The following is a 25,471-nucleotide window of genomic DNA, read 5'->3' as shown; positions in this document are numbered from 1 at the left end:
AGACGTCCAGACCCACGAAATGCGTCATCGCTCTCACTCCTTCCCTCGATGCACGAGGTCAGGTCGACCCCGATCCAGGCATCGTACGTGAAGGGGCTGCAAATCTCATCTGCTGTCGAAATGCAGCCGCCGCGATACACCATCTTGTGGGTCTTGATGCTTCAGATCATGGCTCATGAGCGACACACTGTAACCATAAGGTTGGTCGCCGATGCCAAGCACCTAAATATTGGAGCTGCTTTCGGCTAGCCTGGTTTCGTACGTTAAGCCGGTCCCGAACTTGAACGCCCGATAAAAGTATATGGTACCTGAATCGATCGTGCGGGCCGGTCGCCGACCTGTTGATACAAGGGGTCGGCCAGGATATCGATGGCCACACTTGCAAGAAGGGCATTGGGTTGACGAATGGTCGTCAGTTGAGGCCACGCCATGCGAGAAATAGGCGCATCGTCGAAGCCCACGACGGACAGGGCCCCGGGTACGGCAATGTTCCTGCGCGCGGCGCTGACCAGAACACCCAGAGCCATCTCGTCGTTGGCGGCGAACACGGCGCTGGGACGATCGTTGGTCGACAGAATCGCGTCGCCGGCCGCCATACCCGACCTGAAGCTGAAGTCGCCGGCTTGAACCCAAGCTTCCCTGATGCCGATCCCCGCGCAACTCATCGCGTCGCAAAAGCCCGCTAGTCGTTTGCCAGCCGCATCGTGCGATACGATTCCCTGAACGAACGCAATGTCGCGATGCCCCAGCGTGATGAGGTGATCGGTCATATCGCGGGCAGCCTGATAGTCGTCGATATGAATCACCGCGGCCGACGAGCCGGTTCGTGATGAATTCAGTTTCACGACAGGGATGCCGCGTTGATCGAGCAGGTCGGTGAGATCGGACCAGTCGCAAATCGGCGGCGTTAGAATGACCCCGGCGAGCTGCAATGCCTGCAACGTTCTCGATACCTCGTCGAGCGGCTCGAGCCCGTCGCGGTCGATCCGTTCGACCACAAGATGATAGCCGTGATGGCGGCAGCGGGCCATCGCGCCCAGCTGTACCTCCGCGGCGTACCCCGATGCCGGATCGTCGAAGAACAATCCGATGAGGTAGGACCGCGAACTAGACAGGCTGCGGGCGTAGGCGTTCGGGCGATAACCCAGTTCCGCGACGACCCGCAGGACATGGTCCCGCACCGCTGGCCGAACATGCGCCTCCGCGTTCATCACCCGAGAAACAGTCTTCGGTGACACGCCTGCAGCGCGCGCGACATCCTTGATGGTGACCGGCGGCATCATCGTGCTATAAATCCCATGTTCGATGCCGCCACCACGCGAACGCCGCGATGACGATGTAGCAGGCGCCTGGGAGCATGAATGACATCGTCAAGCCGGCCGCGTCCGCGAGGACGCCGGTCAGCAACGGGATGATGGCGCCGCCGACGACGACCATGCACAAAAGCATCGAGGCATAGGTGGCGGTGGAATGATCATCGGGCAGCGAAAGCGCGAAGATCGTTGGATACATGATAGCGTTGAACAGCCCGACTGCGAGCAGCGCCGCGGCGGCCACCGGCCCCTGCAAACCGATCGCCACCGCAACGAGCCCGACGGCGACGATCGCGCAACCGAGCAGAATCGTCGGCGCACGATAGCGGGTGAGGTAGCGCGCGCCTACCAGTCGACCGACCAACGCACCTGTCCAGTACAGACCTACGAGTTGCCCCGCCGCGACCGGCGAGACGTCCAGGATGTCGTGCATGGACAGGTATTCCACGAGCAGTGTGCCGATCGTGACCTCGGCGCCGACATAGGCGAACATCGCGCCGCCACCTGCCAGCAACCGTCGATTCGACAGCACGCCGACGATGCCGGAGAGCGGCACGCGACGCGGCGTTGAGGACGCGCGCAACAGGTCGCGTCGGCTGATAAAGGCTGCGGCAAGCACAAGTGCAACCAGCGCAACCGCAAGGAACGGCAGAACAACCCGTATGTGGTCTGCCAGATCGCCGGATCGTTGCCGACCCGTCCCGAGAAGCAGTGTGGATCCTGCCAAAGACGCGAGCACGGTACCAAGCGAGTTGAAGCCCTGCAGCAAGGTCAATCGCGAAACGGCGCGGCGTGCTGGTTCGACAACCGGGACGACTATGTTGGCGGCGATCTGCAGGAAGGTGACACCACCGGCGACGGCTAGGAGCGCGAGTAGAACCGTCGTGTATCCAAGCGACCCGAGCGATGCGGCCAGCAGGCCGCAACCGAGCGCGATGACGGCTAGCCCCGCCGCGATGCTTCGCATGTAGCCGAACTTCACCACCAGCACGGTGATCGGTACGGCGAAGAGGAGATAGCTCGAATGGAACGCGAACTGCACCAGCAGCGAGCGCGTGTGGTTCAGCCCTTCGATCATCCGCAACCGGGGCACCAGCAATCCGACAAGCGAGTTAAGGAATCCGCCGAGAAAATAGACGCCTATACAAAGCTGGAACAGCAGAGTTGCGCGCTGTTCGCCGGTAGCGGGCGCAAGGGGCATGCTGTTCGTGTTCACGCCTCATCCTAGCAAGGCGGCGCTGCTGCGCAATGTATGACGACGGCATCATGCTTCGCATTGACATCGATGTCGGAGTTGGCGATCACGCTGCCAAGCCGCTCGGGAAAATGCGGCATGGGAGGATATCTACGATGAGCACGGGATTTCCGCGCATCGCATGCGCGCTGCTGAGCGTCGCGCCGATGGCGCTGTCGGCGCAGACTCTGCCGGGAGTGGCGCCTGCGCAGACGTCGGCGTCGAAGGCGGGCGGCGGAACAGGTACACGCACGTCCGAGATCTGGCGGGATACGACGAGGACCGCGGCGGTTCGAGCCGACGCTCTCGTGAAGGCGATGACCAAGGCTGAAAAGCTGCGGTATGTTCACGGCATATTTCCGCCGATGGCAAAGCCGATGACGTCCGACATGATTCCGTCCGCCGGTTACGTGCCCGGAGTCCCTCGTCTGGGCATACCTACGTTGCGCGAAAGCGATGCGTCGCTGGGCGTTGCCAATCAGGTCGAGCAGCGCAAGGGAGATGTGGCCACTGCGCTTCCCGCGAGCCTTGCCACCGCCGCGAGTTTCGATCCCGCCATCGCCTATGCCGGGGGCGCGATGATCGGCAGCGAAGCGCGGGCGAAGACATTCAACGTATTGCTTGCGGGCGGCGTAAACCTGACGCGTGATGCGTGGAACGGGCGAAACTTCGAGTATCTTGGCGAAGATCCGCTGCTCACAGGCGTCATGGGCGCGGCGTCGATCCAAGGCGTCCAGTCAAACCATATCGTCTCGACGATCAAGCATTTCGTCCTGAACAGCCAAGAGACCGGGCGAGCGGTTCTCGACGCGCGGATCGATCCGACGGCATTACGAGAAAGCGACCTGCTGGCGTTTGAGATCGCGATCGCGGATGGGAAGCCGGGATCAGTGATGTGCGCGTATAATCGCATCGACGGTGACTATGCTTGCGAGAACAAGTTTCTGTTGACCGACGTCCTGCGCAGGGACTGGAAATATCCAGGGTTCGTCATGTCCGACTGGGGTGCCGTACACTCAACGGAGAAGGCAGCCAACGCCGGGCTCGATCAGGAGTCAGGCCAGGAACTGGATGCCAAAGTTTACTTCGGCACGCCGCTTGCGGATGCCATCGCTGCCGGGCAGGTCTCGACGGCACGGCTCGACGACATGGTACGCAGCATCCTGACCGGGGTCATCGCCAGCGGCCTCTATGACAATCCCACGCCCACTTCCGCACAGCCGATCGACTATGCCGCGAACGCAGAGATTGCACAGCGTGCCGCCGAGGCCGGGATCGTCCTGCTCAGGAATGAGAACGGTCTTTTGCCGCTGGCAAAGACGGTACGGTCGATCGTGGTCATCGGCGGCCATGCCGACGTCGGCGTGCTGTCCGGGGGCGGCTCGTCCCAGGTTCGCTCGGTCGGCGGCGTGCCGATCGAGATCCCGCTCAAGACCGGCGCGGCAGCGTCTTTCGCACGGGTTACCTATCATTCGTCATCGCCGCTGCGCGCCATCAAGGCCCTGGCGCCGAACGCGCAGGTGACGTTCGTCGACGGCACCGACCCGGCCGCCGCCGCCAAGGCGGCCCGCACCGCCGACCTCGCAATCGTGTTTGCAACGCATTGGCAGACCGAAGCGCAGGATGCGCCATCCCTGTCGCTTCCTGATAATCAGGATGCGATGATCGACGCGGTCGCCGCCGCCAACCGACGCACGATCGTCGTGCTGGAGACCGGTGGACCGGTGCTAATGCCGTGGGCCGCGCGGGTACCGGCTATCGTCGAAGCCTGGTATCCTGGGCAGCGTGGCGGTGAGGCGATCGCGCGCGTGTTGTTCGGCGAGGTCGATGCATCGGGCCGTCTGCCGATCAGCTTCCCCCGGACGATCGAGCAGCTCCCCCGTCCTCGGCCGGTGACTTCGCCGACTGGCGCGACCAGCAACGATGCCTCGGCCAATGCCGGTGCCGGAGATGCCAGCCTGCTTCCGGCCTATCCCGTCACCTATCAGGAGGGGGCGAACGTCGGCTATCGATGGTATGCCACCCGCAAGGACACGCCGCTGTTCCCGTTCGGCTTCGGACTGAGCTATGCGAGCACGAAGATCGGCAACCCACGGTTTTCGGGCGGGACCAATGCCAGTGTGACGTTCACCGTCACCAATCAGACTGCACGTACCGGCACCGCCGTACCTCAACTGTACGCAACGTCGCCGGACGGCGGAGCGCCTCGGTTGGTCGGCTGGTCACGTCAGACACTGGCGGCTGGCGAGACCAGAAACGTGACGATCACCGCTGACCCACGAGCGTTGGCGCGGTGGGAAGCCGCCGGCTGGCGCGTGAAGGGCGGCGCGTATGCGCTCAAACTCGCAACGGACGCACAGACGACGATCGGCGCAGGGACGGTCATTCTGACTGACCGGCGCCTTGCGTCTGGCCGTGCTGCTTTTGACACACCTTGAAACAAATCCGCCCATGTATGACGTCGATGTCACGCGCCGATTGACATCGATGTCGGACGGAAGCACGGTTGAGCAACGCGGGGTTACACCGCCAAAATCATACACCGGTAGGGACATGCCGGTCAGGGAGGATGAGTATGAGGGGTTCTATTCCGTCAGCGTTCGCGCGCTCGACGTCGGTATTCGCGTTGGTGGCGGGGCTGACGATGCCCGGCTTCGCGAATGCGCAGGCCGCTCCAGATCCGACTCCGACCGTTCAGGCCCAACAGGGCACACCACAAGCCGATACGTCGCCAGGCGCTCCGCAGGTTGAGACCGGCGCGACTGCGACCAACGCGATGCCCGATCAGGCCCCAGGCGACGAGATCGTCGTGACCGGCGTTCGCGCCTCGCTCGAGCGGTCGATCGCGATCAAGCGGGACTCGTTCGGCGTCGTTGATGCAATCAGCGCCGAGGACATCGGCAAGTTCGCCAACACTAATCTTGCGGAATCCCTGCAGCGCATCACCGGCGTGTCGATCGATCGCCGCAACGGCGAAGGCTCGACAGTCACGGTTCGCGGCTTCGGCGCGCAGTACAATCTCGTCACGCTCAACGGCCGCCAGCTCGCCACGTCGAACATCGTCGCGGTGGGCGGTGACCAGGGCGGCGACGGTGCCGGCGGCTTCGGCCGTTCGTTCGACTTCTCCAACCTCGCTTCCGAAGGCGTGAAGACGCTGGAGGTCTACAAGACCGGCCGCGCTGCGATCCCCTCGGGTGGCATCGGCGCGGCCGTGAACGTTGTCAGCCGTCGTCCGCTCGACTCGAAGGACACGGGTCTGCTCGGCTCGCTCGGCGTCAAGGGCAGCTACGACAACAGCTCGTCTGACTGTTTCGACTGCGGCGCGCGGGTAACGCCAGAGGTGTCTGGCACCGCCAGCTGGAGCGATCCCAACCAGCGCTTCGGCGTGTCGCTGTTCGGCAGCTACCAGAAGCGCAACTTCAGCTTCTCCAGCGTCGCGCCGGACAACTGGAACATCCGGTCGCTGACCGACTTCCTCAATCCCGGCAACGGCTTCGTCAACGGTCAGACGGTAATCAACAACCGTCCGACCAACGGCAACGTCCTGGTCTCCGTGCCGAACGACTCGCGCTATCACTTCTCCGAGGCGAGCCGCGAGCGCATCAACGTGTCGGGCGTCATTCAATTCCGTCCGACCGACACGCTGACCTTCACTGCAGACGGCCTCTATGCGCAGTTGCGCCAGTCGGAACGTCGCTCGACCCAGTCCAACTGGTTCAACCGCCCGTTCGGCGTGGTAACGTTCGACGACGCAAGCAACGGCATCGCGACGACGAGCTTCCTGTCGGAAACGATCAACGGCGTGAAGGACGAGGCCTTCGAACAGGCGTATCGCGCGCAAAAGAACAAGCTGTACGACTTCGGCGGCAATATCGAATGGAAGCCGACCGATCGCTTCTCGCTGGCGATCGACGGTCACATCGGTCGGGCGGACAGCTCGCCTGACAATCCCAATGGCCAGACCTCGACCACCGTCGCCTTCAACGCTCCGGTCGTCGCCGCGCATTCGCTGACGCTGGGCAAGGATGGCTTCCCGCAGCAGACGATCGCGATCAACGACGGTTCGGTCAGCACCACGCCCAACGGCCAGTCCTTCATCAAGGGCAACGGCAACGGCGTGATCGATCTCGGCGATTTGTCGAGCGCGGTCCAGCGTCAGTTCGCGTCCAATCAGACGCAGCGGGTCAAGGAATTGCGCGCCGACGCCGGATGGGCACTGAACGATCAGCTCCGCCTCGACGCAGGTGCTGATTATCGCACCACGAACACACGTCAGACGCAGTACAACACGCGCCAGGTCTTGGGTGACTGGGGCAACTCGCTGCCGCCCGACATCGCGCGCCTTGCGCCCGGTCAGGTGTTCCAATTCTGCAACGTGTGCAAGTTCGAGCACAACGACGGAAATCCGGACGCCAATACGCTTGTGGCATTCCGTACGCAGGATGCGACGAAGCTCTACAATACGCTGCACGACTATTATCTCGGCGCGACGAATGACGGCGTGAACCATGCCGACAACATCGACGCGAACGACGACAACCGCGTTCGCGAGAACATCTGGTCGGGCTATGTCCAGGGATCCTGGAACGGCAAACTGTTCGATCACAACGCGCAGTTGGTTGCCGGCGTACGTTACGAGAACACCAAAGTGCGTGCGGTTTCGCTCCAGCCGGTGCCGACCGCGGTCGTGTGGACTGCGGACAACGACTTCTTCGTGTTGAACACCGCCGATCGGCAGACGCTGTCGTCGCGTGGCGGTTACAGCAACTGGCTGCCGTCGGTGGATGCCAAGTTCGAGGTCGTCGACAACCTCTTCGCCCGCGCCTCGTACAGCAAGACGATCTCGCGTGCCGGTTACGGCGACCTGTTCGCCTCGACCAACGTCGCCGGTCCGGGCCGCCCGACGGCGATCGGTGGCATAGCGACCGGCACTGCGCACAACACCGATCTCGATCCGTTGTCGTCGGACAACATCGACGTCTCGCTCGAATGGTACCCGCGCAAGGACGTGTTCCTGTCGGCGGGCTTCTTCAACAAGAAGGTCCATAACTTCATCGGCCAGACGGTGGTCAACCGCAATCTGTTCGGTCTGCGCGATCCCACCTCGGGCACCGCCGGGACGCGTTCGGGTACCGCGCGGGAGCAGCTCGCCGGTACGTTCAACGCTGACATCACCGACGTGAACCTGTTCACCTACACGGCGCTGCTGCAGCAGAATGCGGGCAACGTCGCGACGACGAACGCCCAGTTCGCGGCAAACTACAACACGCAGAGCCGCGCGTTGAACCAGGGGTTCGTCGATCAGATCCTCGGCCAGTACGATATCACCGCCAACGGGCAGGATCCGCTATTCAACTTTGCGGTCAATACGCCGATCAACAACCAGGACGCGCACATCTACGGCGTCGAACTCGCCGGGCAGTATTTCCTTGGGGATACAGGTTTCGGCGTGGCAGCGAGCTATACGCTGGTCCGCGGCAACATCGGCATCGACATCGCGGCCGATCCGAGCGTGAACACGTTCGCGCTGGTCGGTCTGTCGGATACCGCCAACGCCACGCTGATATACGACAAGAACGGTATCTCGGCACGCATGTCGTACAATTGGCGCGACAAGTTCCTCAGTGGCATAAACCGCGGCGGCGATCGCAATCCGGTGTTCACCGCGCCCTATGGTCAGCTCGACCTGTCGGTGAACTTCGACCTCACCTCGCGTTTTGCGCTAGGGTTCGAAGCGATCAACATCACCGAGGAGGGCGTGCGCTCCTACGGCCGCGACAAGAGCAACATCTGGTACCTGTCGGAAGGGTCCGCACGGTATCTGGTCGGAGCGCGATACCGCTTCTGACCAAGCGGCGAGAAGGCCGCTGACGACAGCGGCCTTCCTCGTCTAGGATCATCTCATGGCCTCGGTACTTCTTAACAACATCGACCACCGCGACCTGCGTGTCGCGGTCGGTCATCACGCGCGCTACGGCGATGCAATCAACCAGACGCGCGTCTTCCCGGCCGAGTTCGAGGAACTGCAGCGCGACTATGCGATCCTGCTGCGTCGCGACGAGCACGGCGTCCTATTCTCGACCGTCCTGTTGGGGCTCGATCCGGATGAGAATCTGTTCTTGGACGGCGAGAAGTGGGACGCGCGGTACGTTCCTGCGGCACGGGCCCGCGGTCCCTTCTCGATCGGTTCGGGTGCCGATGGCGAACCTATGATCCACGTCGATCCGGACCATCCGCGCATCGTCGATAACGGCGAGCCGGTGTTCCGCGAGCTCGGCGGTAACGCGCCGTTGCTCGATCACGTCTCAGCGATGCTGCAGCGGATCTATGTCGGTCTGGAGACCGAGAAGGCGATGTTCGACGCGTTCGCCGCCGCCGGCCTGCTCGAACCCGCCACGCTGCAACTCGATCTCGCCGACGGGCGTCGTTATGACATTCCCGATCGCTTCACTGTCGATGCGGGGAAGCTGGCTGCGCTGGACGGCGATATCCTGGCACGGCTCCACCGCGACGACTTCTTGCGTCCTGCGTTCTGGATTGCCTCATCGCTCGGCAATCTTCGCCACCTGATCGATCGGAAGCTGCGGAAAGAGCTTCATGACTGAGAGCTTGCGGGTATCGCGACCCGTCCGCGAGATCGATCACTCCGGTGTCCTCGATTTGGACGCGTTGATAGCGACAGAAGAGCCGGTGATCCTGCGCGGGCTCGCCGCCGACTGGCCGCTGGTCCAGGCCGGACGCAGGTCGCCGCAAGAGGCTGCCGCCTATCTGCGCCGGTTCGACGCTGGCCGTCCCGTCACCGGCTATGTCGGCGATCCCGCGATCAGGGGACGCTTCCATTATGACGAGACTGCGACTGCGATGAACTTCGCCGCAAAGCGGATCGCTCTGGGCGAATTCCTCAATCATGTGCTCGGTCATCTCGGCGACGCCGGGGCACCCGCTTATTATATCGGCTCCACCGATCTCGACACCTATCTCCCCGGCTTCCGCGCCGAGAACGATCTGGTGCCGCACGGTGACGTCTTCGATCGCCACCCGCCGCTCGCCAGCATCTGGATTGGCAACCGCACGGTCGCGTCCGCACACCACGACATGTCGAACAACGCGGCTATCTGCGCAGTCGGACGGCGACGCTTCACGCTGTTCCCACCGGATCAGGTCGCCAACCTCTATCCCGGCCCGCTCTCGCCGACTCCCGGGGGGCAGGTGGTGAGCATGGTCGATTTCGCCGCGCCGGATCTCGATGCCTATCCACGCTTTGCTGCCGCTGTCGCCGCCGGATCGGTGGCGGATCTGGAGGCCGGCGACGTCCTCGTCTACCCGGCTTTGTGGTGGCACCATGTTGAGGCGCTCGACGACTTCAACGTGCTGGTGAACTATTGGTGGAACGCGGCGCCCGCCTTCATGGACACGCCGATGGATACGCTACTGCACGCGCTGCTCAGCCTGCGTGACCGGCCAGCGCAGGAGAAGCGCGCGTGGCGCGTGATGTTCGATCATTACGTGTTCGGCGATGCGGAGGCGGTCGCGGCGCATCTGCCGCCACCGGCACGCGGACCGCTTGCGCCGCTCGACGAGCATGCTGCACGCCAGTTGCGCGCTTACCTGCTGCACAGGCTGAACCGATGAATGATACGTCTGAACCTCCACGTACCCGCGTCGTGGTCGCCGGCGGTGGCACGGCCGGATGGATCGCCGCCGCAGCGATCGTGCGGCAACTGGGATCGCTAGTCGATGTGACACTCGTCGAATCGGACGAGATCGGCACCGTCGGCGTCGGCGAGTCCACCATTCCGACAGCGCGCAGCTTTCACGCCTTTCTCGGCATCGACGAAGCGGCGTTCATGCGTGCCACGCAGGCGACCTTCAAGCTGGGCATCGCATTCGAAAATTGGCGCCAGGTCGGAGACCGATATTTCCATCCGTTCGGCAGCATCGGCAGGTCGGTGGCGATCGCCGACTTCCAGCATTTCTGGCTGGAGGCACGCGCACGCGGGTTCGGTGGGGCGTACGGCGACTATTCGCTCGAACAGCAGGCAGCCGGCGCTGGCCTCTTCGGTCACGACGAGCAGCATTCGCTGGCCTATGCCTATCACCTCGACGCGACCGCCTATGCGCGGTTCCTGCGCACGCTGGCCGAACCCTGGGGCGTCCGCCGCGTCGAGGGATGCATCGAGCGGGTCGAGCGTGACGGCGAGGGGAGCGATATTGCCGCGCTCGTCCTCGCCTCAGGCGAGCGGATCGCTGGCGACCTGTTCGTCGATTGCACCGGCTTCCGCGCACTGCTGACCGAAGGCACGCTTGAGACTGGATTCGAGGACTGGTCGGAATGGCTCACGACCGACCGGGCGCTCGCCGTGCAGACGGAGACGGTCGGGCCCCCCGTGCCGTACACGCGTGCGATCGCACACGGTGCCGGCTGGCGCTGGCAGATCCCGCTGCAGACGCGGACGGGCAACGGTCTCGTCTATTCCAGCGCGCACATGAGTGACGACGAGGCGCACGAAACGTTGATAGGTGCTTTGGATGGCCGCCCGCTGTTCGAGCCGCGACCGCTGCGCTTCCGTTCGGGAATGCGACGGCTGGCTTGGAACCGGAATTGTATCGCGCTGGGCCTGGCAGCGGGCTTCATCGAGCCCCTTGAGTCGACCAGCATCCATCTGATCATGAATGCGGTGATTCGCCTGATCCAGCTGTTCCCATTCCGTGGCGACGATCACGGTGCACTGGCCTCGCGCTTTAACGCGCAATCGCGACACGAGTGGGAGCATGTGCGCGACTTCATCGTCCTCCATTACCACGTCACCCAACGCGACGATTCGGCGTTCTGGCGGGACTGCGCGCGCATGACCATTCCTGACAGCCTTGCTGAGCGGATCGCACTTTTCACGAAGACCGCTGGCGCCTGGCAGGGACAGGACGACCTGTTCAGGATCGATTCCTGGGTCTCAGTCATGCTCGGGCAAGGCGTCGTACCCCGCGCGCATCATCGCATCGCCAGCATCATCAAGGGACAGGAGTTGCGAACCTCCTTCGAAGACCTTTCCAGAGGAATAGCAAGTACGGTGCGGCTGCTACCGCGACATTGCGACTTCCTAGCCCGGTATTGCCCGGCTGACGGCTGATGCATTACGTAGCCGCTTGTTTGGACGGATATCTCACATGAGGGGAATACTCTAATGTGAGGAGAAGGTGTTCTCCAGAAAAAGTGTCCATATCCACAGGCCACTGATTTCTATCAGCCATCCGCGCTCCCGTTTCAAAAGGCGGCGCCGCACCCTCTCTCAAGATGAACGAGCGTCCGAAGTTGGAAAGCGAAAATGGGCACCGGAATGTCCGGAAGTGGGTCTTTCGCTCTAGGCCAACGGCGCAAGAAGCTCAGGTTGCGCGCTGCCCATCAGTTCGCCCAGGCGCACATTCCGTTCCGGCACCCAGTCTTCGTTGAACGCAATCGCGCCCCGCTTCCACAACATCACGATCGTTGAGCCAAGGAGGAAGCGGCCCATTTCCTCACCCTTTTTTAGCACGATGTCCTGGTCGGCATATGCCCACTCCGACGACCTGTTAGTGCGCTTTGGATTGACTACACCGTGCCACACAGTCGCCATGCTTCCAACTATGGTGGCGCCAACCAGCACCATGACGAATAGGCCATGCTCTACCGATTCAAAGACGCAAACTATTCGCTCGTTGCGCGCAAACAGGTTCGGTACACCGCGTGCTGTGACAGGGTTTACTGAAAAGAGCTTACCCGGCACGTAAATCATGCGCGTAAGCTTGCCATCGCATGGCATGTGAAGGCGGTGGTAGTCTTTGGGGGACAGGTACAGGTTTGCGAAGCTGCCGTGGCGAAACTGATTGGCCAGTGTGGCGTCGCCGCCAACAAGCTGCGTCGTGGTGAACCGATGCCCTTTTGCTTGTAGCATGTGATGGTCATCAATCGAGCCGAACTGGCTAATTGCGCCGTCGACTGGACATACAAAGTCGGCAGCCGCGATTGGACGTAACCCCGCTTTGAGGGGGCGGGTGAAGAACTCGTTGAAGCTCTTGTAGCTCCGAATGTCCGCATCCGCGGCTTCGTTCATATCGACGGAATATTTACCAACAAACCAGCGGATAAGCCAGGTTGTCATCGCACCCCCATGCGCTCTGGCGACCCGGCCTGCCAGCGCGGTGAGGCGCTGCTTAGGCAGGATGTATTGGAGTAGGACCGGCAGGCGATCGGACATCAAAACCTCAGAGCGTCGACACCGTCCTTGTAGGGCTTTGAACCGTCAGGTCGACCACGCAATTCGCGCTGAGAGACGAGACATCCTGATCGCGGGAAGGAGACAGGACAGGTGTTGAAACCGACACCGTCTCAAGCTGAACGAATGGCGGAAGATAGGGAGCCGGGAAGGGCACTCGAATGGCGACTTATGGGTCCCTTCACGGGCCCGAACCACTGGCCCGCTGCGTGCGCGCTGCCAGTCTACGCGAGTGATCGATCACGCGCCGGTAAAACGCCGCTGGCCAACCGGGACTGCAGGCCAATGGGTATCTATCGACGCTAACCGTCGCGCCGGCATGAGTAAGGAAGCAGCTTGCTATCCAAGAGAAATTGCGCAGGACTGCGTGGCATGAAGCGCGTGCAACGTCTTGTCATCCTTGGCGGAGGAACCGCGGGGTGGATGACCGCCGCGGCCATGAGCGCCACGTTCGGCGACCTGGTCAACATCAGCATCCTCGAATCTGACGCAATCGGCACCATCGGTGTCGGCGAAGCGACTATCCCGACGATCCAATGGTTCAACCAGTTGATCGGACTGGACGAGGAGGCGTTCGTCGCGGCGACGAAAGCGAGTTTCAAGCTCGGCATCGAATTCGTCGATTGGGCGCGACCCGGCACGCGGTATTTCCACCCGTTTGGTCGTTACGGCGTCGATCTTGGACCAGTACCGTTCCATCAGCACTGGTTGCGGGCCAAGGGGGATGGGCTTGATCGGCCGCTTTCAACCTATTCACTCGCCGCGCAGCTTGCCGCCGCCGGCCGCTTCGCGAAGCCCGTGGACGATCCGCGGTCGATCCTGTCGACGCTCGGCTATGCCTATCATTTCGACGCCGGCCTCTACGCCCGCCACCTGCGCCAACTTGCCGAGAAACGCGGCGTCGTCCGGCACGAGGGCCTGCTGCGCGATATCGAGCGTGATCCCAAAACCGGCTTCGTCACCGCCTTGACGAGCGACCGGGGCGAGCGGCTGGAGGGCGATCTCTTCATCGACTGCTCGGGGTTTCGTGCGCTGCTTATCGGCGAGACGATGGGCGCTCGGTTCGAGGACTGGTCGCATTGGCTGCCCTGCGATCGTGCAGTCGCCGTGCCGTGCGCGCGCATCGCCGCAACGACACCGTTCACGCGGTCGACGCTGCGCCCCGCCGGCTGGCAGTGGCGGATCCCGCTCCAGCACCGCACCGGCAACGGCTATGTCTATGCAAGCAGTTTCGTGTCGGACGACGAGGCGGTGGCGACCCTGCTCTCCAACCTAGACGGCGAAGCGCTGGCAGATCCACGAATGCTGCGCTTTACCGCAGGGTTCCGGCGCGAGGCATGGCGCGGCAATGTTGTCGCGATCGGGCTGTCATCGGGGTTCCTCGAGCCGCTCGAGTCGACCAGTATCCACCTGATCCAGAGCGGTATCGCGAAGCTTATCACGCTGTTCCCGGATGCCGATTGCGACCCCGTACTGGCGCGTCAGTTCAACACGCTGTTCGCACGTGACATGGACGGCATCCGCGACTTTCTGATCCTGCACTATCACGCCACGCAGGGCCATGACGCGCCGCTCTGGCAACACACTCGCCATATGACGCCGCCTCCCACGCTGGTCGACAAGATCGCGCAATATACGCGCGCCGGACGTCTGATGTTGAGTGCCGACGAACTGTTCCGCGAGGCAAGCTGGCTCGCGGTGCTGGAGGGGCAGGGGGTGGGCGCCTTGGGCCATGCGCCGTTGGCCGATACCCTCGATGCGGCGACAAACCGCCGCCAGCTCAACCAGATCGAGACGGTCATCGCGCGCGCGACGCCCACGCTGCCCTTGCATGACGCGGCCATCGCAGCGCTCGTTGCCCCGCAGGTCGCCGGGAGATGACGACGCCCGACGTGCGGGCGCGCCGTATCGGTACGGAAGGGGAGCCGGTGGTCGTCATCGACCACTTCGTCCCCGATCCCCACGCGCTGCGAGTTTTTGCCGCGACGCAGGATTATGGCCCGGCAGGACGACATTACCCCGGAATCGCCGCGTCGCTTCCCGATAGCTATATGCGTGATCAAGGGGCGCTCATCGCGACGATCGCGAAGCAGGTTTTTGGGATGTCGGCCGGGCTGTCGCTGCTGGAGGCGCGCTTCTCGATCGTGACGATGGCGCCGTCCGCGCTGTCGATCGAGCAACGCCTGCCGCACGTTGATGCGGTGGAGCCCGGACGGCTGGCGCTGATCCATTATCTCGTGCCCGACGAAACCGGCGGTACCGCGTTCTACCGGCATCGTTCGACCGGGTTCGAGACGATCGACGCCAGTCGCCGCGATCCTTATTTCGCCGCGCTCAACCGGGATCTGGCGAAGCACGGCGCACCCGAGTCCTATATCGCCGGCGACACGCCGCTGTTCGAACGGATCGCGCGCATCGACGGCGTGTACAATCGGGCGCTGCTGTATCGCAGCAGCCTGCTGCATTCGGGTGAGATCGCGGACGGCACGTCGCTGGCGTCCGACCCGCAAACCGGACGCCTGACGATCACTGGCTTCTTCGCCGGTTAGCGAGCCTCCGGCGGCTGCACGGCGAGATAGACCGTGCTCCACAATTGCGCCGCGTTTGATTCGTCGACATCGGCCTTGCCTGCACCGAAGGCGACGATGCGGTAGCCGCCGTCTTTGTACGTCCACGACCAGAGTTCCGATCCGCGGATCGTCCTGCCTGCCGCTATCGCGCGCCACAACGCCGCCTGTGCCGTCCTGAGCCGCGTCCGGGTCGCCGCGGGCAGGTCAGTCCGCTGCAACTGGCGTTCAAGCCCCGCCGCCAGCAACGCCTGCTGCCACGACCAGACGACTGCGCCGTGATATGCCGCGGGCGTAAAGCGCGCCTGTGCCGCCCTATCGGCGAACGCCGGATTAGCTACCAGCAAGCCGATGTCGGTCATCAGACCCGCCGGGAAGGGCTGCATGATCCCGCCCACAAAGGTATCGAGATCGTTTGAGGACGGTCGCCCGAACAACAGCGCAAAACCCTCGTCCGAATTGACGATCTTAACCGGCGCGCCATCGGCGCCCAAAGATAGCGCATGAAATACGACCGGGGCCTTGCCCAGTGCCGCCAGCACCGGTGCTGCGGGCACGCCAAGGGTCGCTGCATAGCGCCGCACGTCCGCCGCGGCCGTTGCAGCAGGAATTTCGACGCGGAACAGCGCGGGTGCCTTTGTCCGCCAGACTTCGGCCATCGTGCCGGCCCGCCCAAACGCCGCGCGATCGCCCGCCGACAGATATCTGTCGAGCAGTCCGGCCTGCGCGAGGCGATCTGCCGCTTCGATCGCCGCGGGGACTAGGGCGGCGTTCACGTCATACGCGTAAATGCCGCGGCCAAGGCCTTCCTCGCTGTCTCGCCACTCGCCGGTCATCCGCCCGGGCTTGATCGTGACGAGGTTGCGGGCCGATGGGGCTGCGGCGAACGCACTCGCCTGCGCCAGCACGAAGCGGAGATTGCGGACCAGCGCCGCACCGACCGGCTCGCGGTGCCCCGGCTGGCTCTCGCTCGCGAGCGGCGCGGCCAGATAGGCGGACGCGCGCTGCTTGCCCGCCCCGAGCAGATAGTCGGCGGCGACCGGCCCGAGCATGTAATCGTCGTCGACCATGCCATAGTCGAGTTCGGCGGCATCACCGCTGCGGCCCGCCTTGCGATTGGCGAGGATCGCAAATTCACCGATCCCTTCTTCATGCGCGACTTCGCCGCCGGGCGACAATCGCGCGATGACCGCGTTGAGGCCCGACTCAATCGCGATGGGTTTGAGCGCCGGCATTAGCAGCCGCAACGACATCAGCGTGTCGCGTCCGAAATAGGTATCGAAGCGCCAGGAACCCGCCAAGAACTTCTCCCGGTAGCTGAGAAACGCAAGCGCGTTGCGCGCGGCGGGATCAGCGGCCGCTGTCGCATTGAGCAACTCCGCCGCCGGGATCGGGGTCAGCGGTCCGTCGCCGGTCAGCGCCGTGATCTCCAACCGGATCTGCCCGTTCGCGCCGGCGATGATCGCGCCTTGGTCGATCCGCCCCTCGACAACCCGCAGCGTCAGTTCATAGCCTGCTGCGCCGTCGAGGCGCTTGCGGCGCCACGTGATCGTGTCCCCGGCGATTACAGACGTCGCGGCGAGCTCCTTGGGAAACGTACCGACCGCCTGATAGTCACGCAGGAAGCGGATGTTGGACAACACCGCCTGCTGTGGAACCAACCGCGCCGCATCGGTGGTCGCTACCGCGACGATGCCGTGTAGGCTCCCGCGGTTCAGCGGTAGCGGTGCTTGGTCCAGCCGCCAGGTCACGGGGCGTGGGGTGTTCGCGAACCACAGGCCGACGCCGCTGTTGCCCGCAGGAAACGCTACCAGGATGCGCGGATCGTCACCGTTGCGCAGCAGGACATGCGCCGCCACCGCCTTGTCGCGGACGAAGGCGTTGAGGTTTTTTCCTTCGGTCAGCTGATACGCAAGCTCCGGTCGAGCCGTAACCGGCGCCGCGGCACAGGTGAGGAGAGCGAGGCCACCCGCCATCGCCATGCGCGCTATCGTCTTCATGATTGTCACTCCGCAAAAAGGGGCGGCAGAACAGTTGTCTGCTCGCCGCCCCGTTTGAACCCTCACATCGTCGTTCGATCAGAATTTCAGCGTGACCGATCCGCCATAGGTCGTGCCGACAATGCCGCGGGCATAGAAATAGCCATCGGTTACCGCCTGTGTCTGGCCTTGGCGCGGATTGCCCTCGGTCAGGCCAACGACGTTGAAGATGTTGTCGGCGTTGAAGTTCGCCTGGATCCGGTCGTTGACGTTGATCGTGATCCCCGCGCTGGTCACGCCGTAGCTGGGGAGCGCGACCCCGTTGCCGGCATCGGCGAAAATGCGCCCGACATATTTGTAGCGACCGTACACTTCGCCCAAGCCATTCGGCAGCTTGATCACTGGCGTGATCGTGAACAGCTTGGCGGGCGTGCGTTCGGGGCGGTTGCCTTCGTACTGCGCACCCTGGCTGACGCCGTCGATCTCGAGGTTGAGCAGCTTGGGTTGCTGGAACACGCCCTGGAAATCCACCGAGAACCACGTGATCGGACGGACGTTCACATCCACTTCGACTCCGCGCGTGCGCAGGTCGGCGTTGATGTTCTGCTGTTGCGATGGGTTGGTTGGGTTGGCGAAATTGTAGTTCTGATTCTTGAAGTTCGTCTGGAAAATCGTCGCCGAGCCGCTGATGAAGCGTTGGTATTGATAGCGGACACCAGCCTCGTACAGCTCGATCGTCGTGATAGGATCGGTGTTGTTGGTCTGGAAACCGTTCGCATAGCGCGCGTAGATCGCGAGGTTCGGCGTAAACTGATAGTTCGCGCCGGCGGTGTACGCTGCCTTCGACTGCGTCCGCTGCGTCCGTGCAAAGGTCCCGTCGAAGGTCGATCCGACCGTGCGGATGAGGCCGGGCACGTTTGGCTGCACCGGCTGGTTCACCGCCGCTGCCTGACCGTCCAGGAACGTCGCAGAGTCGCGCTCCCAGCGGATGCCGCCGTCGAGATGCAGGTCGCCGATCGACAACTCGTCATTGGCATAAAACGAGACGGTGGAGTCCTTGCGCGTGCGGATGCCAGCGCCCCAGTCGCCATACGAAACCAGGCCGTTATCGGACAGCGTACCGACGACGCCATTAGCCGCGTTCAGCGCAACGATGTCGTAGATGTCGCTGTTCGACCGCACGTCGTTCACGACGCTGGCCGTCGCCGACTGGTCCTGCTCGCGTGTCACGTCGTAATACATCGCGCCGACGGTCAGCGAGTTCTTGAAACCGCCGCTCTCATATTCCCACGTGCCGCCGCCGTTGAGACCGAAATCCTTGCCGTCGATGTAATCGTGATTGAGCGTCGTGCGCTGGAGGAAGCCGTTGCCGTTCAGCGCATTCAGGTCCGTGGTCTGGTTGCTGCCCAGCACCGTGCCGGTCCGCAGGTTGCGGATGCCGAAGCGCGTCGCGGTCGGAAACGCCGTTCGCCCCGCGGTCAGCAGGTCGTTGATCGGCGAACCGGCGCCGGGCGTCAGATAGTTGACGGCGCTGGTCAGACCGGCGTTCCCGGTGCCCGAGCCGGGGAACAGGCCGTTGAAGTCGTACGAGTATTTCAGGTAGCGACTGTGTAGGAACAGGTTGACGCTGTCGCTGACCGGCGTTTCCATGTCGATGCGGAACTGCGCCGTCTTCGCCTTGATGCCATCCTGATAGCGAAATTCGCGGAAGCCGCTTGGATGCGCGAAAGTCGAGACCGGGACCTGGATGCTCTTGAACGCATCACCGCCGACATTGCCGAACTGCGTGCTGAGGCTCGGGATTCCGCTCGGCTCGCCATCAATGAAGCGGTACGGCTGATCCGCATAAAAGGCATTCTCGATATCGCCGCCCTTGGCGGAGATGCGGATATAGCCACCGGCCTCGGGGCGATATTCCAGCGCGCCCTTGATGCGCCAGCCGCGATAGTCGAACGGGTTGTCGCGCACGCCAGGGCTCGACTGGAAATAGCCGCCGACGTTGAACGCCAGCTTGTCGGTGATAGGCGACGACAGATACACTTCGCCGCGCTTCTGGCCGTAATTGTAATAGCTACCGCGCGCCATCGCTTCGGTACGCGTGAAGTTCGGCGTCTTCGAAATGAAGTTGATCGTCGCGCCGGCACCGTTGACGGTCAATACACCCGACGAGCCGCCCTTCACCGCTTCGAGGCGATCGATCGTCAGGTCCTGGTCGAAGAAGAAGTCGGCACCGCCGCCGCTGTACAGGATCGGCATGCCGTCCTCTTCCAGCTGGATGAAGCGCTGGCCGCCGCCTTGCAGGCCGCGCACCGAATAATTGTTCGATACGGCGCCCGCGGTCGACTCCACGAAGATGCCGGGGATCAGTTCGAGCATGTCCGCGGTCGATCGCGGAGCCTTGCGGTCGATATCGGCGCGCGACGCTAGCGTAATATCAGCTGACGATGTTATTAGAGCTCGGTTACGGGTTGTTTGCCCCGTGACGACGATGTCCGCGTTCTCGTCAGATGCGCTCACCGCAGTTGGGGCGGTTGTATCCTGCGCAACTGCGGTTGATACTTGAGTTGTCGAGCGGGGTGTCGCCATAACCCCATTCGCGAGCACAGCCGTGCGGCCATTGAATGACACGATCTTGAGACCAGAGGCGTTAGCGATCTGGCGGAGGCCGTCGGCGACTGCAAGATTGCCCTTGATTGCGACGATCCGTCGACCGCGCGTAGCGTCTTCAGGCGCAATGATCTGGATGCCCGCCTGGCGTGCGAATGCGACGATACCGGTCGATGCCGACTGGGCGGCGACATCAAAGTTTCGGGTCTGTCCGAAAGCAACTGCTGGCGATGCGGCAACCGCGACGCTGGTCAACATAAGGCCCATATAGAACTGCGAACGCATAATAATCCTCCCCTTACGATCGGCCGACTGCGTCTTTAGCGCGTCTGCAGGAGAAGATGCGTCGCGCTACTGTTTCCGTCAGGATTTTCGAGATTTATATTACGATCCGTAAATCAGTGCCGTCTCTCTCGATCTTCGCACCCGTCATTATCGCAGCCGCGCGTGCGAACCCGTCCAGATCATCGGTGCGAAACCAACCCACGATCCTGCGGTCGGCTAGTTGTGTATCGACGGATAATTGTCGCCTATTGTACCGGTTGAATTCGGCTGCAGCGTCGCCAAAAGTCATACCATCGAGTATGATTTCACCCTGTCGCCATGCTAATGACTCGGCGGGCTTCGCATTTGCGACGACGGTTTCGGCGGTACCGGACACATCTGCTACGCTTGCTTGCTTGCCAGCGCTTAACATGACGAAGCGTTCTGGAGCAGCAACCGACCAGACTCGAACACGCCCTTCCGTTACCGTCACCTCAGCGCGGCCCAGATAACGGCGAACCGCGAAGGCCGTTCCAACCGCACGAACCCGCACGTCGCCCGCAGAGACCACAAACGGTCGAGCATGATCCGTTGCTACCGCGAACCAGGCCTCGCCATCGTCAAGCGCTACCGACCGCTGCTCCGGCGTCATTCGCACACGAGTCCGGCTGGCGGTGTTGAGAACGATGGTTGATCCGTCTTCAAGCTTGGCTAGACGGCGTTCGCCGACTGCTGTTTCTATGCCCACACTGCCGTGCGTTTCTAGCCAGACCACGCCTAAGGCCGCGGCAGCAACCGCTAAGCCCCCGCTGACCGTCAGTACTCGCCGACGAGATAATAACGGTCTCGCTACTATGCGGGCATCGGCCGCGTCCAACCCACTCCAAACAGCACGGGCACGCAGCAAGGCACCAACGTGGCGCGGATGTTCTGCACACCAACGGTCGATCTCGCCTGCCAAGTTCGCATCGTCTGGTGCGCGATCCAGCCGCGCGACCCACCGCGCTGCAGCAACGTCGATAGCGTCAGGATGGTCGCGCATTGCGGTTCCTTTCGTTTCGCGATGGCAAGTCTGCCCTGTCATCTGTTGAAAGGCCACTAAGGATAATTTTTAATCCCCGTGCCAGATCGTTCTCAACGATCATCTCAGTCACGCCCAATTCTTCTGCGATATGCCGCTGCGACAGTCCTTCGACCTTTCGCATGCGAAAGATGGTTCGGCTTCGCTCTGGAAGCGCGGCTAGAAGATGTTCGACTTTCGCTAATAGTCCCCGCCCTGCGACGATACGTTCAGGTGAAAGATGGTCGGCAGCTAGCGCAAGTTCGAGATCGGCAATGGTTCCAACGGCCTCAATACGCACGACTCGAGCTCTGCGTAGCTCGGTCAGAACCACGTTGCGTGCTGTCTGAAACAGATAACGACGCGGATCCTCTACACGCTTGAAATCTGCCAACGCCGCCAACCGGCAATAGGCTTCCTGGACGACATCATCTACATCAACACCAGGAAATCCGGCCCGGAGCCACCGTCGCAACTCGGGCTCATGCGGCAGAATCTGCCGGGCAACCCAGTTTACGAGTTCGGTAGTTACGTGCCTCATTTCACTCCTGACCACAGCATAGATGCATGGCCCCGATATTTCCGTCACGGTTTTACCGAGCGAAGACCAAATCTGTGCTCCCATCATTCGATGACGCCGGTTGTGGATCGGCGTCGAAAGCTCTGCCATGGCAGAGTATCGCTAATTTATTGGAACTACCTCGAAAACCTACATGGTAGGGGCTAGATCGGCGCCGATCGGAACCCTTCCCTGACCGACATTTTTCAAATGATTGCAGTCAGTTGCTTCGCTAGCAGCAGGGGCTCGCTTTCGACGCTGATCCCCACGTCTGTATACCGCCCGCCGTTGCCGGCCGTTTTCTCAAGGAAATTTCATGAACGACGTGGACATACGGCATCTGCAACGGTGCGTTGAGTTGGCGACAGAAGCGGTCGACGCGGGAGATCAACCGTTCGGCTCGATCCTTGTATCGCGAGACGGAACCGTATTGTTCGAGGACCGAAACCGGACGGGCGGTGGCGACGCCACGCGTCATCCCGAGTTCGCGATCGCGCGCTGGTCGGCCGAACACCTGACGCCCGAGGAGCGGCGACATGCTGTCGTCTACACCTCCGGCGAACATTGCGCGATGTGTGCAGCGGCGCATGGGCTCGTCGGGTTGGGCCGTATTGTCTACGCGACGTCCACGCCACAGCTCAGTCACTGGATGCAGGAGCTGGGCAAGCCCTCGCTCGGGATCGCCCTGCTGCGCATCATCGACGTGGTGCCGGATGCGGACGTGGCTGGCCCGGTGCCCGACTTTGCCGACGAGGTCCGAGCACTCCACGCACGTGCCGTCAGCTAGTGTGATACAGGCGGTCAGACCGCGAGGCCATGCGCCTCGACATGGCCGGCGATGTCGCCGGCGGTCGTCCACCAGATACGGGGATCGTCCGCTTCCCGAAGCTCCGTCAGGACGCGGGCAAGTGCCGGAACGCGGTGTGCCTGCCCCATGATGAAGGGGTGGAGCGCGATACCAAGGACGAGCGGCCGCCGGTCGCATTCGGACAACAGTTGTTCCACGCCTGCGCGTATCATTGCCGCAAACGTCTCTGCCTCTTGGTGGCGCTCGATGATTGCGGGGAGGTCGTTAATTTCCTGAGAGTAAGGAACGGAGAGAAGCCCGCCATATTTGGTCGAGAGTCGGGTGGGTTGATCGTCGTGCGCCCAATCGAGCACGTAACGGTAGCCGTTCTTGGCAAGCAGATCCGGCGTGTGTTTGCTTTCTGAAATCCAAGGCCCCAACCAGCCAGACGGTCGTATACCGAGCGTCGCTAACCTCTCGGTAACGTCTGTGATCAAGCTATCCTCGCGCAGGCCGAACATGTTCCCCTGCGCCTTCGCATTGGTGCTGCCGTGCGCCGCAATCTCGTCGCCACGATCACTGCATGCTTCTGCCAAGCCGGGGCAACGATCGAGCACGTCGACGTTGAGCAGTGCGGTGGTCCGCAGCTTCAACCGATCAAAGAGATCGAAAAGCCGCCATGCTCCCACGCGATTGCCATAGTCGCGCCATGCGTAGTTCATCACGTCAGGTTCGGTCTGAGACGGCGCTAGCTTTGGCCCCAAACCGCCACCGAAGTCGAAGACCTCGTAATTTACCCCGACGTAGATAGCGAGGCGACGTCCACCCGGCCAGTCGTAGTCCGGCCGGTTTGTGATGGGGCGGTATTCATAGCGGTCATGGTTCGGATTGCTCATGACGGCGCAACGCACGGACAAGCGAATGGCGTCACCGCGATCTCACGAAATGTCTATTTTCGGGCACCAATGCTCTCAAACCGGTAACTTTTAGGGCTGAGTTCCCCCGCAGGGTTAGGGCCGGATACCCTTAGCTTTACTGTCATGAATATCAATATTGACGCCGAACCATTTTATGATCTTTCCGTTCTCGTCGCGCAGCGGCACGGCATGAACGTGCATCCAGCGGTAGTTTCCGTCCTGTCCTTTAAGGCGGTATTCTGCGTCTACCGCTTGCTGATCCTGAACGGTATTACGCCATTGTGTAACCGTCGCTATCCGATCTTCAGGGTGGATTGCAGTCAGCCATCCATAGCCTTTCCAATCGTCGAAACTCTGACCGGTGTAAAACCGCCAACTAGGGCTGTCGATTTCAATTAAGCCGTCTGGCGCGCTTTCCCAGGTTGCCCTGACAATGCCTTCGGCGAGAAGTCGAGCACGCGTTTCTTCATCGAAAGGCGCATCGCTATCGAAGAATCCCCATGCCCGAGCATCGCCCATGTCAGGCCTCCTCGGGTGTTCGGCTATGCCGACTGTGTATATTGTTGGTCGGGCAAAAGAGAGGGTATTTGGAGGTGTCTAGTATTAACTCCCGTTCAATGCGCAACCTCATCCCCTCGGGGCCGTATACTTGCCAAGTTACCACGGCTTAGAGCCGTGACCTTTCGGTCGAATAACGCCGCTGTCCCTTGCAAGCTGTGACAGGTGCTCAGCTGCTCGCAGGTGTATAGCCCTCACTTCCTCGATCGGGGACAAAACCGCCGCAACAATGTGCTTCGACATCTCAATATGAGGATCATTTAGAAACGGCGATTGAGACATGCACTACCCCTCCTGTCGCTTATTATCGCCGAAGCCAGCCACGTTTATAACAACGCAGCAGTGACAGGTTCGGCCCTCAAGTCGGGCTAAATACTAGACTTTTGTCGGCCCTCAGATGGGCCGGATCACTGGCAGAGCTTCGCTTCACTATCGGTCGGCGATTGCTGGCTCAGGCGGGCGCTAGGCTTTGGAACGCCGCGATAAGAGCCTGTTCGTTAATCGGTTTGTCGAGAACAATCATCGATGGCCGACTTACATGGCATGCTTCGCGCGTGCCGGTCACGAAGATCACGGGCGTCGGCCCATGCTCTAAGATGATGGCTTCAACCGCAGCAGGCCCGGTACCGGCTGAGAGATTGACGTCGGACATGATGATGGAGGGAGGCCGCAACCTCGCGGCATCGATTGCCTCATCCTGCGAGGCAGCCTGATCGAAGGATGTGCCGCCAGCCCGTTCGATCAGTTGGATGATGTGATCGGCGATGAGGAAATCATCCTCGATGACGAGCACATGGCACATATGCCAGATCCCGATAAACTGAGCTCTTAACCAAAGTGGTCACGCAATGGGCCCGCCACGGGGTTAATAAATGTCAGACAAGGTCGAAAGCTTAGATCGGCGCTTCGATTGCGAAGCGAACACCTTCCGGCAGATATTGGATTTCCGCCTTGCCGCGGATGTGGCGTGACAAGACGCGCTCAATCATTCGCGTACCAAATCCAATTCGTGTTGGCATTGCAACGATAGGACCATCCTGCTCCGTCCAAGAGAAGGTAAGCCGGCGTTCGGTTGCATTGCCGTTCAGGTCCCAGCGTATGGTCACCTGGCCCTCCGGTGCCGAAAGCGCACCATATTTGATCGCATTGGTCGCCAGTTCATGCAGTGCCATAGACAACGCAAGTGTCACTTCCGGGGTCAGCCGTATCGTCGGTCCGACAGCGGAAAACCGTCGACCGTTGCTGTCCATGAACGGCGCCAGCACCCGCTCGACAATCTCGCCGATTGCCGCGCCTTCGATCTCGTCCTTGAGCAGCAGTTCGTGCGCAGACGCGAGGCTAGCGATGCGGCCCGACACCGCATCCCGAGCCTCAGC

Annotated in this window: 19 protein-coding genes; 8 read left to right on the top strand and 11 right to left on the bottom strand. The window is 62.0% G+C overall.

Annotation, left to right across the window (positions count from 1 at the left end; translation table 11 throughout):
• Positions 1–263 precede the first annotated feature (263 nt).
• Both C8J39_RS00550 and C8J39_RS00545 read right to left on the bottom strand, forming a co-directional pair.
• The gene (locus C8J39_RS00550) at positions 264–1,283 is read right to left on the bottom strand and encodes a LacI family DNA-binding transcriptional regulator (RefSeq protein WP_310793795.1); all 1,020 of its coding nucleotides are present in this window, start codon (positions 1,281–1,283) and stop codon (positions 264–266) included.
• A gap of 4 nt (positions 1,284–1,287) precedes the next feature.
• The gene (locus tag C8J39_RS00545; protein WP_243650280.1) at positions 1,288–2,529 is read right to left on the bottom strand and encodes an MFS transporter; all 1,242 of its coding nucleotides are present in this window, start codon (positions 2,527–2,529) and stop codon (positions 1,288–1,290) included.
• A 134-nt stretch (positions 2,530–2,663) separates the two neighbouring features.
• Here C8J39_RS00545 and C8J39_RS00540 point away from each other — a divergent pair, with 134 nt between their 5' ends.
• From C8J39_RS00540 to C8J39_RS00520, 5 genes are all read left to right on the top strand, one after another.
• A complete protein-coding gene (locus tag C8J39_RS00540) occupies positions 2,664–4,985 on the top strand; it encodes a glycoside hydrolase family 3 C-terminal domain-containing protein (protein WP_243650279.1) in 2,322 nt (773 codons plus the stop codon).
• Between the two features lie 137 nt (positions 4,986–5,122).
• Complete coding sequence (locus tag C8J39_RS00535; RefSeq protein WP_120298883.1) at positions 5,123–8,395, top strand: TonB-dependent receptor; 3,273 nt, start codon at positions 5,123–5,125, stop codon at positions 8,393–8,395.
• 55 nt (positions 8,396–8,450) lie between these two features.
• The gene (locus tag C8J39_RS00530; protein ID WP_120298879.1) at positions 8,451–9,152 is read left to right on the top strand and encodes a SapC family protein; all 702 of its coding nucleotides are present in this window, start codon (positions 8,451–8,453) and stop codon (positions 9,150–9,152) included.
• On the top strand, positions 9,145–10,179 hold the full coding sequence (locus tag C8J39_RS00525; protein ID WP_120298877.1) for a cupin-like domain-containing protein: 1,035 nt from the start codon (positions 9,145–9,147) through the stop codon (positions 10,177–10,179). Before C8J39_RS00530 ends, C8J39_RS00525 begins: the two co-directional genes overlap by 8 nt.
• Positions 10,176–11,675, top strand: coding sequence for a tryptophan halogenase family protein (locus C8J39_RS00520; protein WP_120298875.1), 1,500 nt, complete (start codon positions 10,176–10,178; stop codon positions 11,673–11,675). Before C8J39_RS00525 ends, C8J39_RS00520 begins: the two co-directional genes overlap by 4 nt.
• Before the next feature lie 231 nt (positions 11,676–11,906).
• On the opposite strand, the gene asd is transcribed toward C8J39_RS00520, so the two are convergent.
• A complete protein-coding gene (gene asd, locus C8J39_RS00515) occupies positions 11,907–12,779 on the bottom strand; it encodes an archaetidylserine decarboxylase (protein WP_120298873.1) in 873 nt (290 codons plus the stop codon).
• Positions 12,780–13,169: 390 nt separating this feature from the next.
• Here asd and C8J39_RS00510 point away from each other — a divergent pair, with 390 nt between their 5' ends.
• The gene (locus tag C8J39_RS00510; protein ID WP_120298872.1) at positions 13,170–14,678 is read left to right on the top strand and encodes a tryptophan halogenase family protein; all 1,509 of its coding nucleotides are present in this window, start codon (positions 13,170–13,172) and stop codon (positions 14,676–14,678) included.
• Positions 14,675–15,346, top strand: a complete 672-nt coding sequence (locus tag C8J39_RS00505) for a DUF6445 family protein (protein ID WP_056420984.1) — start codon at positions 14,675–14,677, stop codon at positions 15,344–15,346. Before C8J39_RS00510 ends, C8J39_RS00505 begins: the two co-directional genes overlap by 4 nt.
• Here C8J39_RS00505 and C8J39_RS00500 read toward each other — a convergent pair.
• The 4 genes from C8J39_RS00500 to C8J39_RS00485 form a co-directional block, all read right to left on the bottom strand.
• Positions 15,343–17,364 (bottom strand): hypothetical protein, encoded by a 2,022-nt coding sequence (locus C8J39_RS00500; RefSeq protein WP_120298870.1) that lies wholly within the window; start codon positions 17,362–17,364, stop codon positions 15,343–15,345. The two genes, C8J39_RS00505 and C8J39_RS00500, sit on opposite strands and share 4 nt — an antisense overlap.
• Positions 17,365–17,442: 78 nt before the next feature.
• Positions 17,443–20,208, bottom strand: coding sequence for a TonB-dependent siderophore receptor (locus C8J39_RS00495; RefSeq protein ID WP_243650278.1), 2,766 nt, complete (start codon positions 20,206–20,208; stop codon positions 17,443–17,445).
• Positions 20,209–20,329: 121 nt separating this feature from the next.
• Positions 20,330–21,256, bottom strand: a complete 927-nt coding sequence (locus tag C8J39_RS00490; protein WP_165895353.1) for a FecR domain-containing protein — start codon at positions 21,254–21,256, stop codon at positions 20,330–20,332.
• Complete coding sequence (locus C8J39_RS00485) at positions 21,240–21,944, bottom strand: RNA polymerase sigma factor (RefSeq protein ID WP_235525677.1); 705 nt, start codon at positions 21,942–21,944, stop codon at positions 21,240–21,242. Before C8J39_RS00485 ends, C8J39_RS00490 begins: the two co-directional genes overlap by 17 nt.
• A gap of 205 nt (positions 21,945–22,149) precedes the next feature.
• On the opposite strand from C8J39_RS00485, the gene C8J39_RS00480 reads away from it, so the two are divergent.
• On the top strand, positions 22,150–22,620 hold the full coding sequence (locus C8J39_RS00480; protein WP_120298864.1) for a nucleoside deaminase: 471 nt from the start codon (positions 22,150–22,152) through the stop codon (positions 22,618–22,620).
• A gap of 14 nt (positions 22,621–22,634) precedes the next feature.
• Here the strand turns inward: C8J39_RS00480 and C8J39_RS00475 are convergent, their stop codons facing one another.
• From C8J39_RS00475 to C8J39_RS00460, 4 genes are all read right to left on the bottom strand, one after another.
• Positions 22,635–23,516 (bottom strand): polysaccharide deacetylase family protein, encoded by an 882-nt coding sequence (locus C8J39_RS00475; RefSeq protein ID WP_120298862.1) that lies wholly within the window; start codon positions 23,514–23,516, stop codon positions 22,635–22,637.
• A gap of 114 nt (positions 23,517–23,630) precedes the next feature.
• Entirely contained in the window at positions 23,631–24,056 is a 426-nt protein-coding gene (locus C8J39_RS00470) for a PAS domain-containing protein (RefSeq protein WP_120298860.1), read from the bottom strand.
• 490 nt (positions 24,057–24,546) lie between these two features.
• Positions 24,547–24,897, bottom strand: a complete 351-nt coding sequence (locus C8J39_RS00465) for a response regulator (RefSeq protein WP_093401120.1) — start codon at positions 24,895–24,897, stop codon at positions 24,547–24,549.
• Between the two features lie 91 nt (positions 24,898–24,988).
• Positions 24,989–25,471: sensor histidine kinase (locus C8J39_RS00460; RefSeq protein ID WP_147420644.1), on the bottom strand; the 483-nt coding region annotated here is incomplete at its 5' end.

The organism is Sphingomonas sp. PP-CC-1A-547 (assembly GCF_003610375.1).
Taxonomy (GTDB): Bacteria; Pseudomonadota; Alphaproteobacteria; order Sphingomonadales; family Sphingomonadaceae; genus Sphingomonas.
The sequence above is the reverse complement of the archived record's forward strand: the minus strand, read 5'-3'. Positions and strand labels throughout refer to the sequence as shown.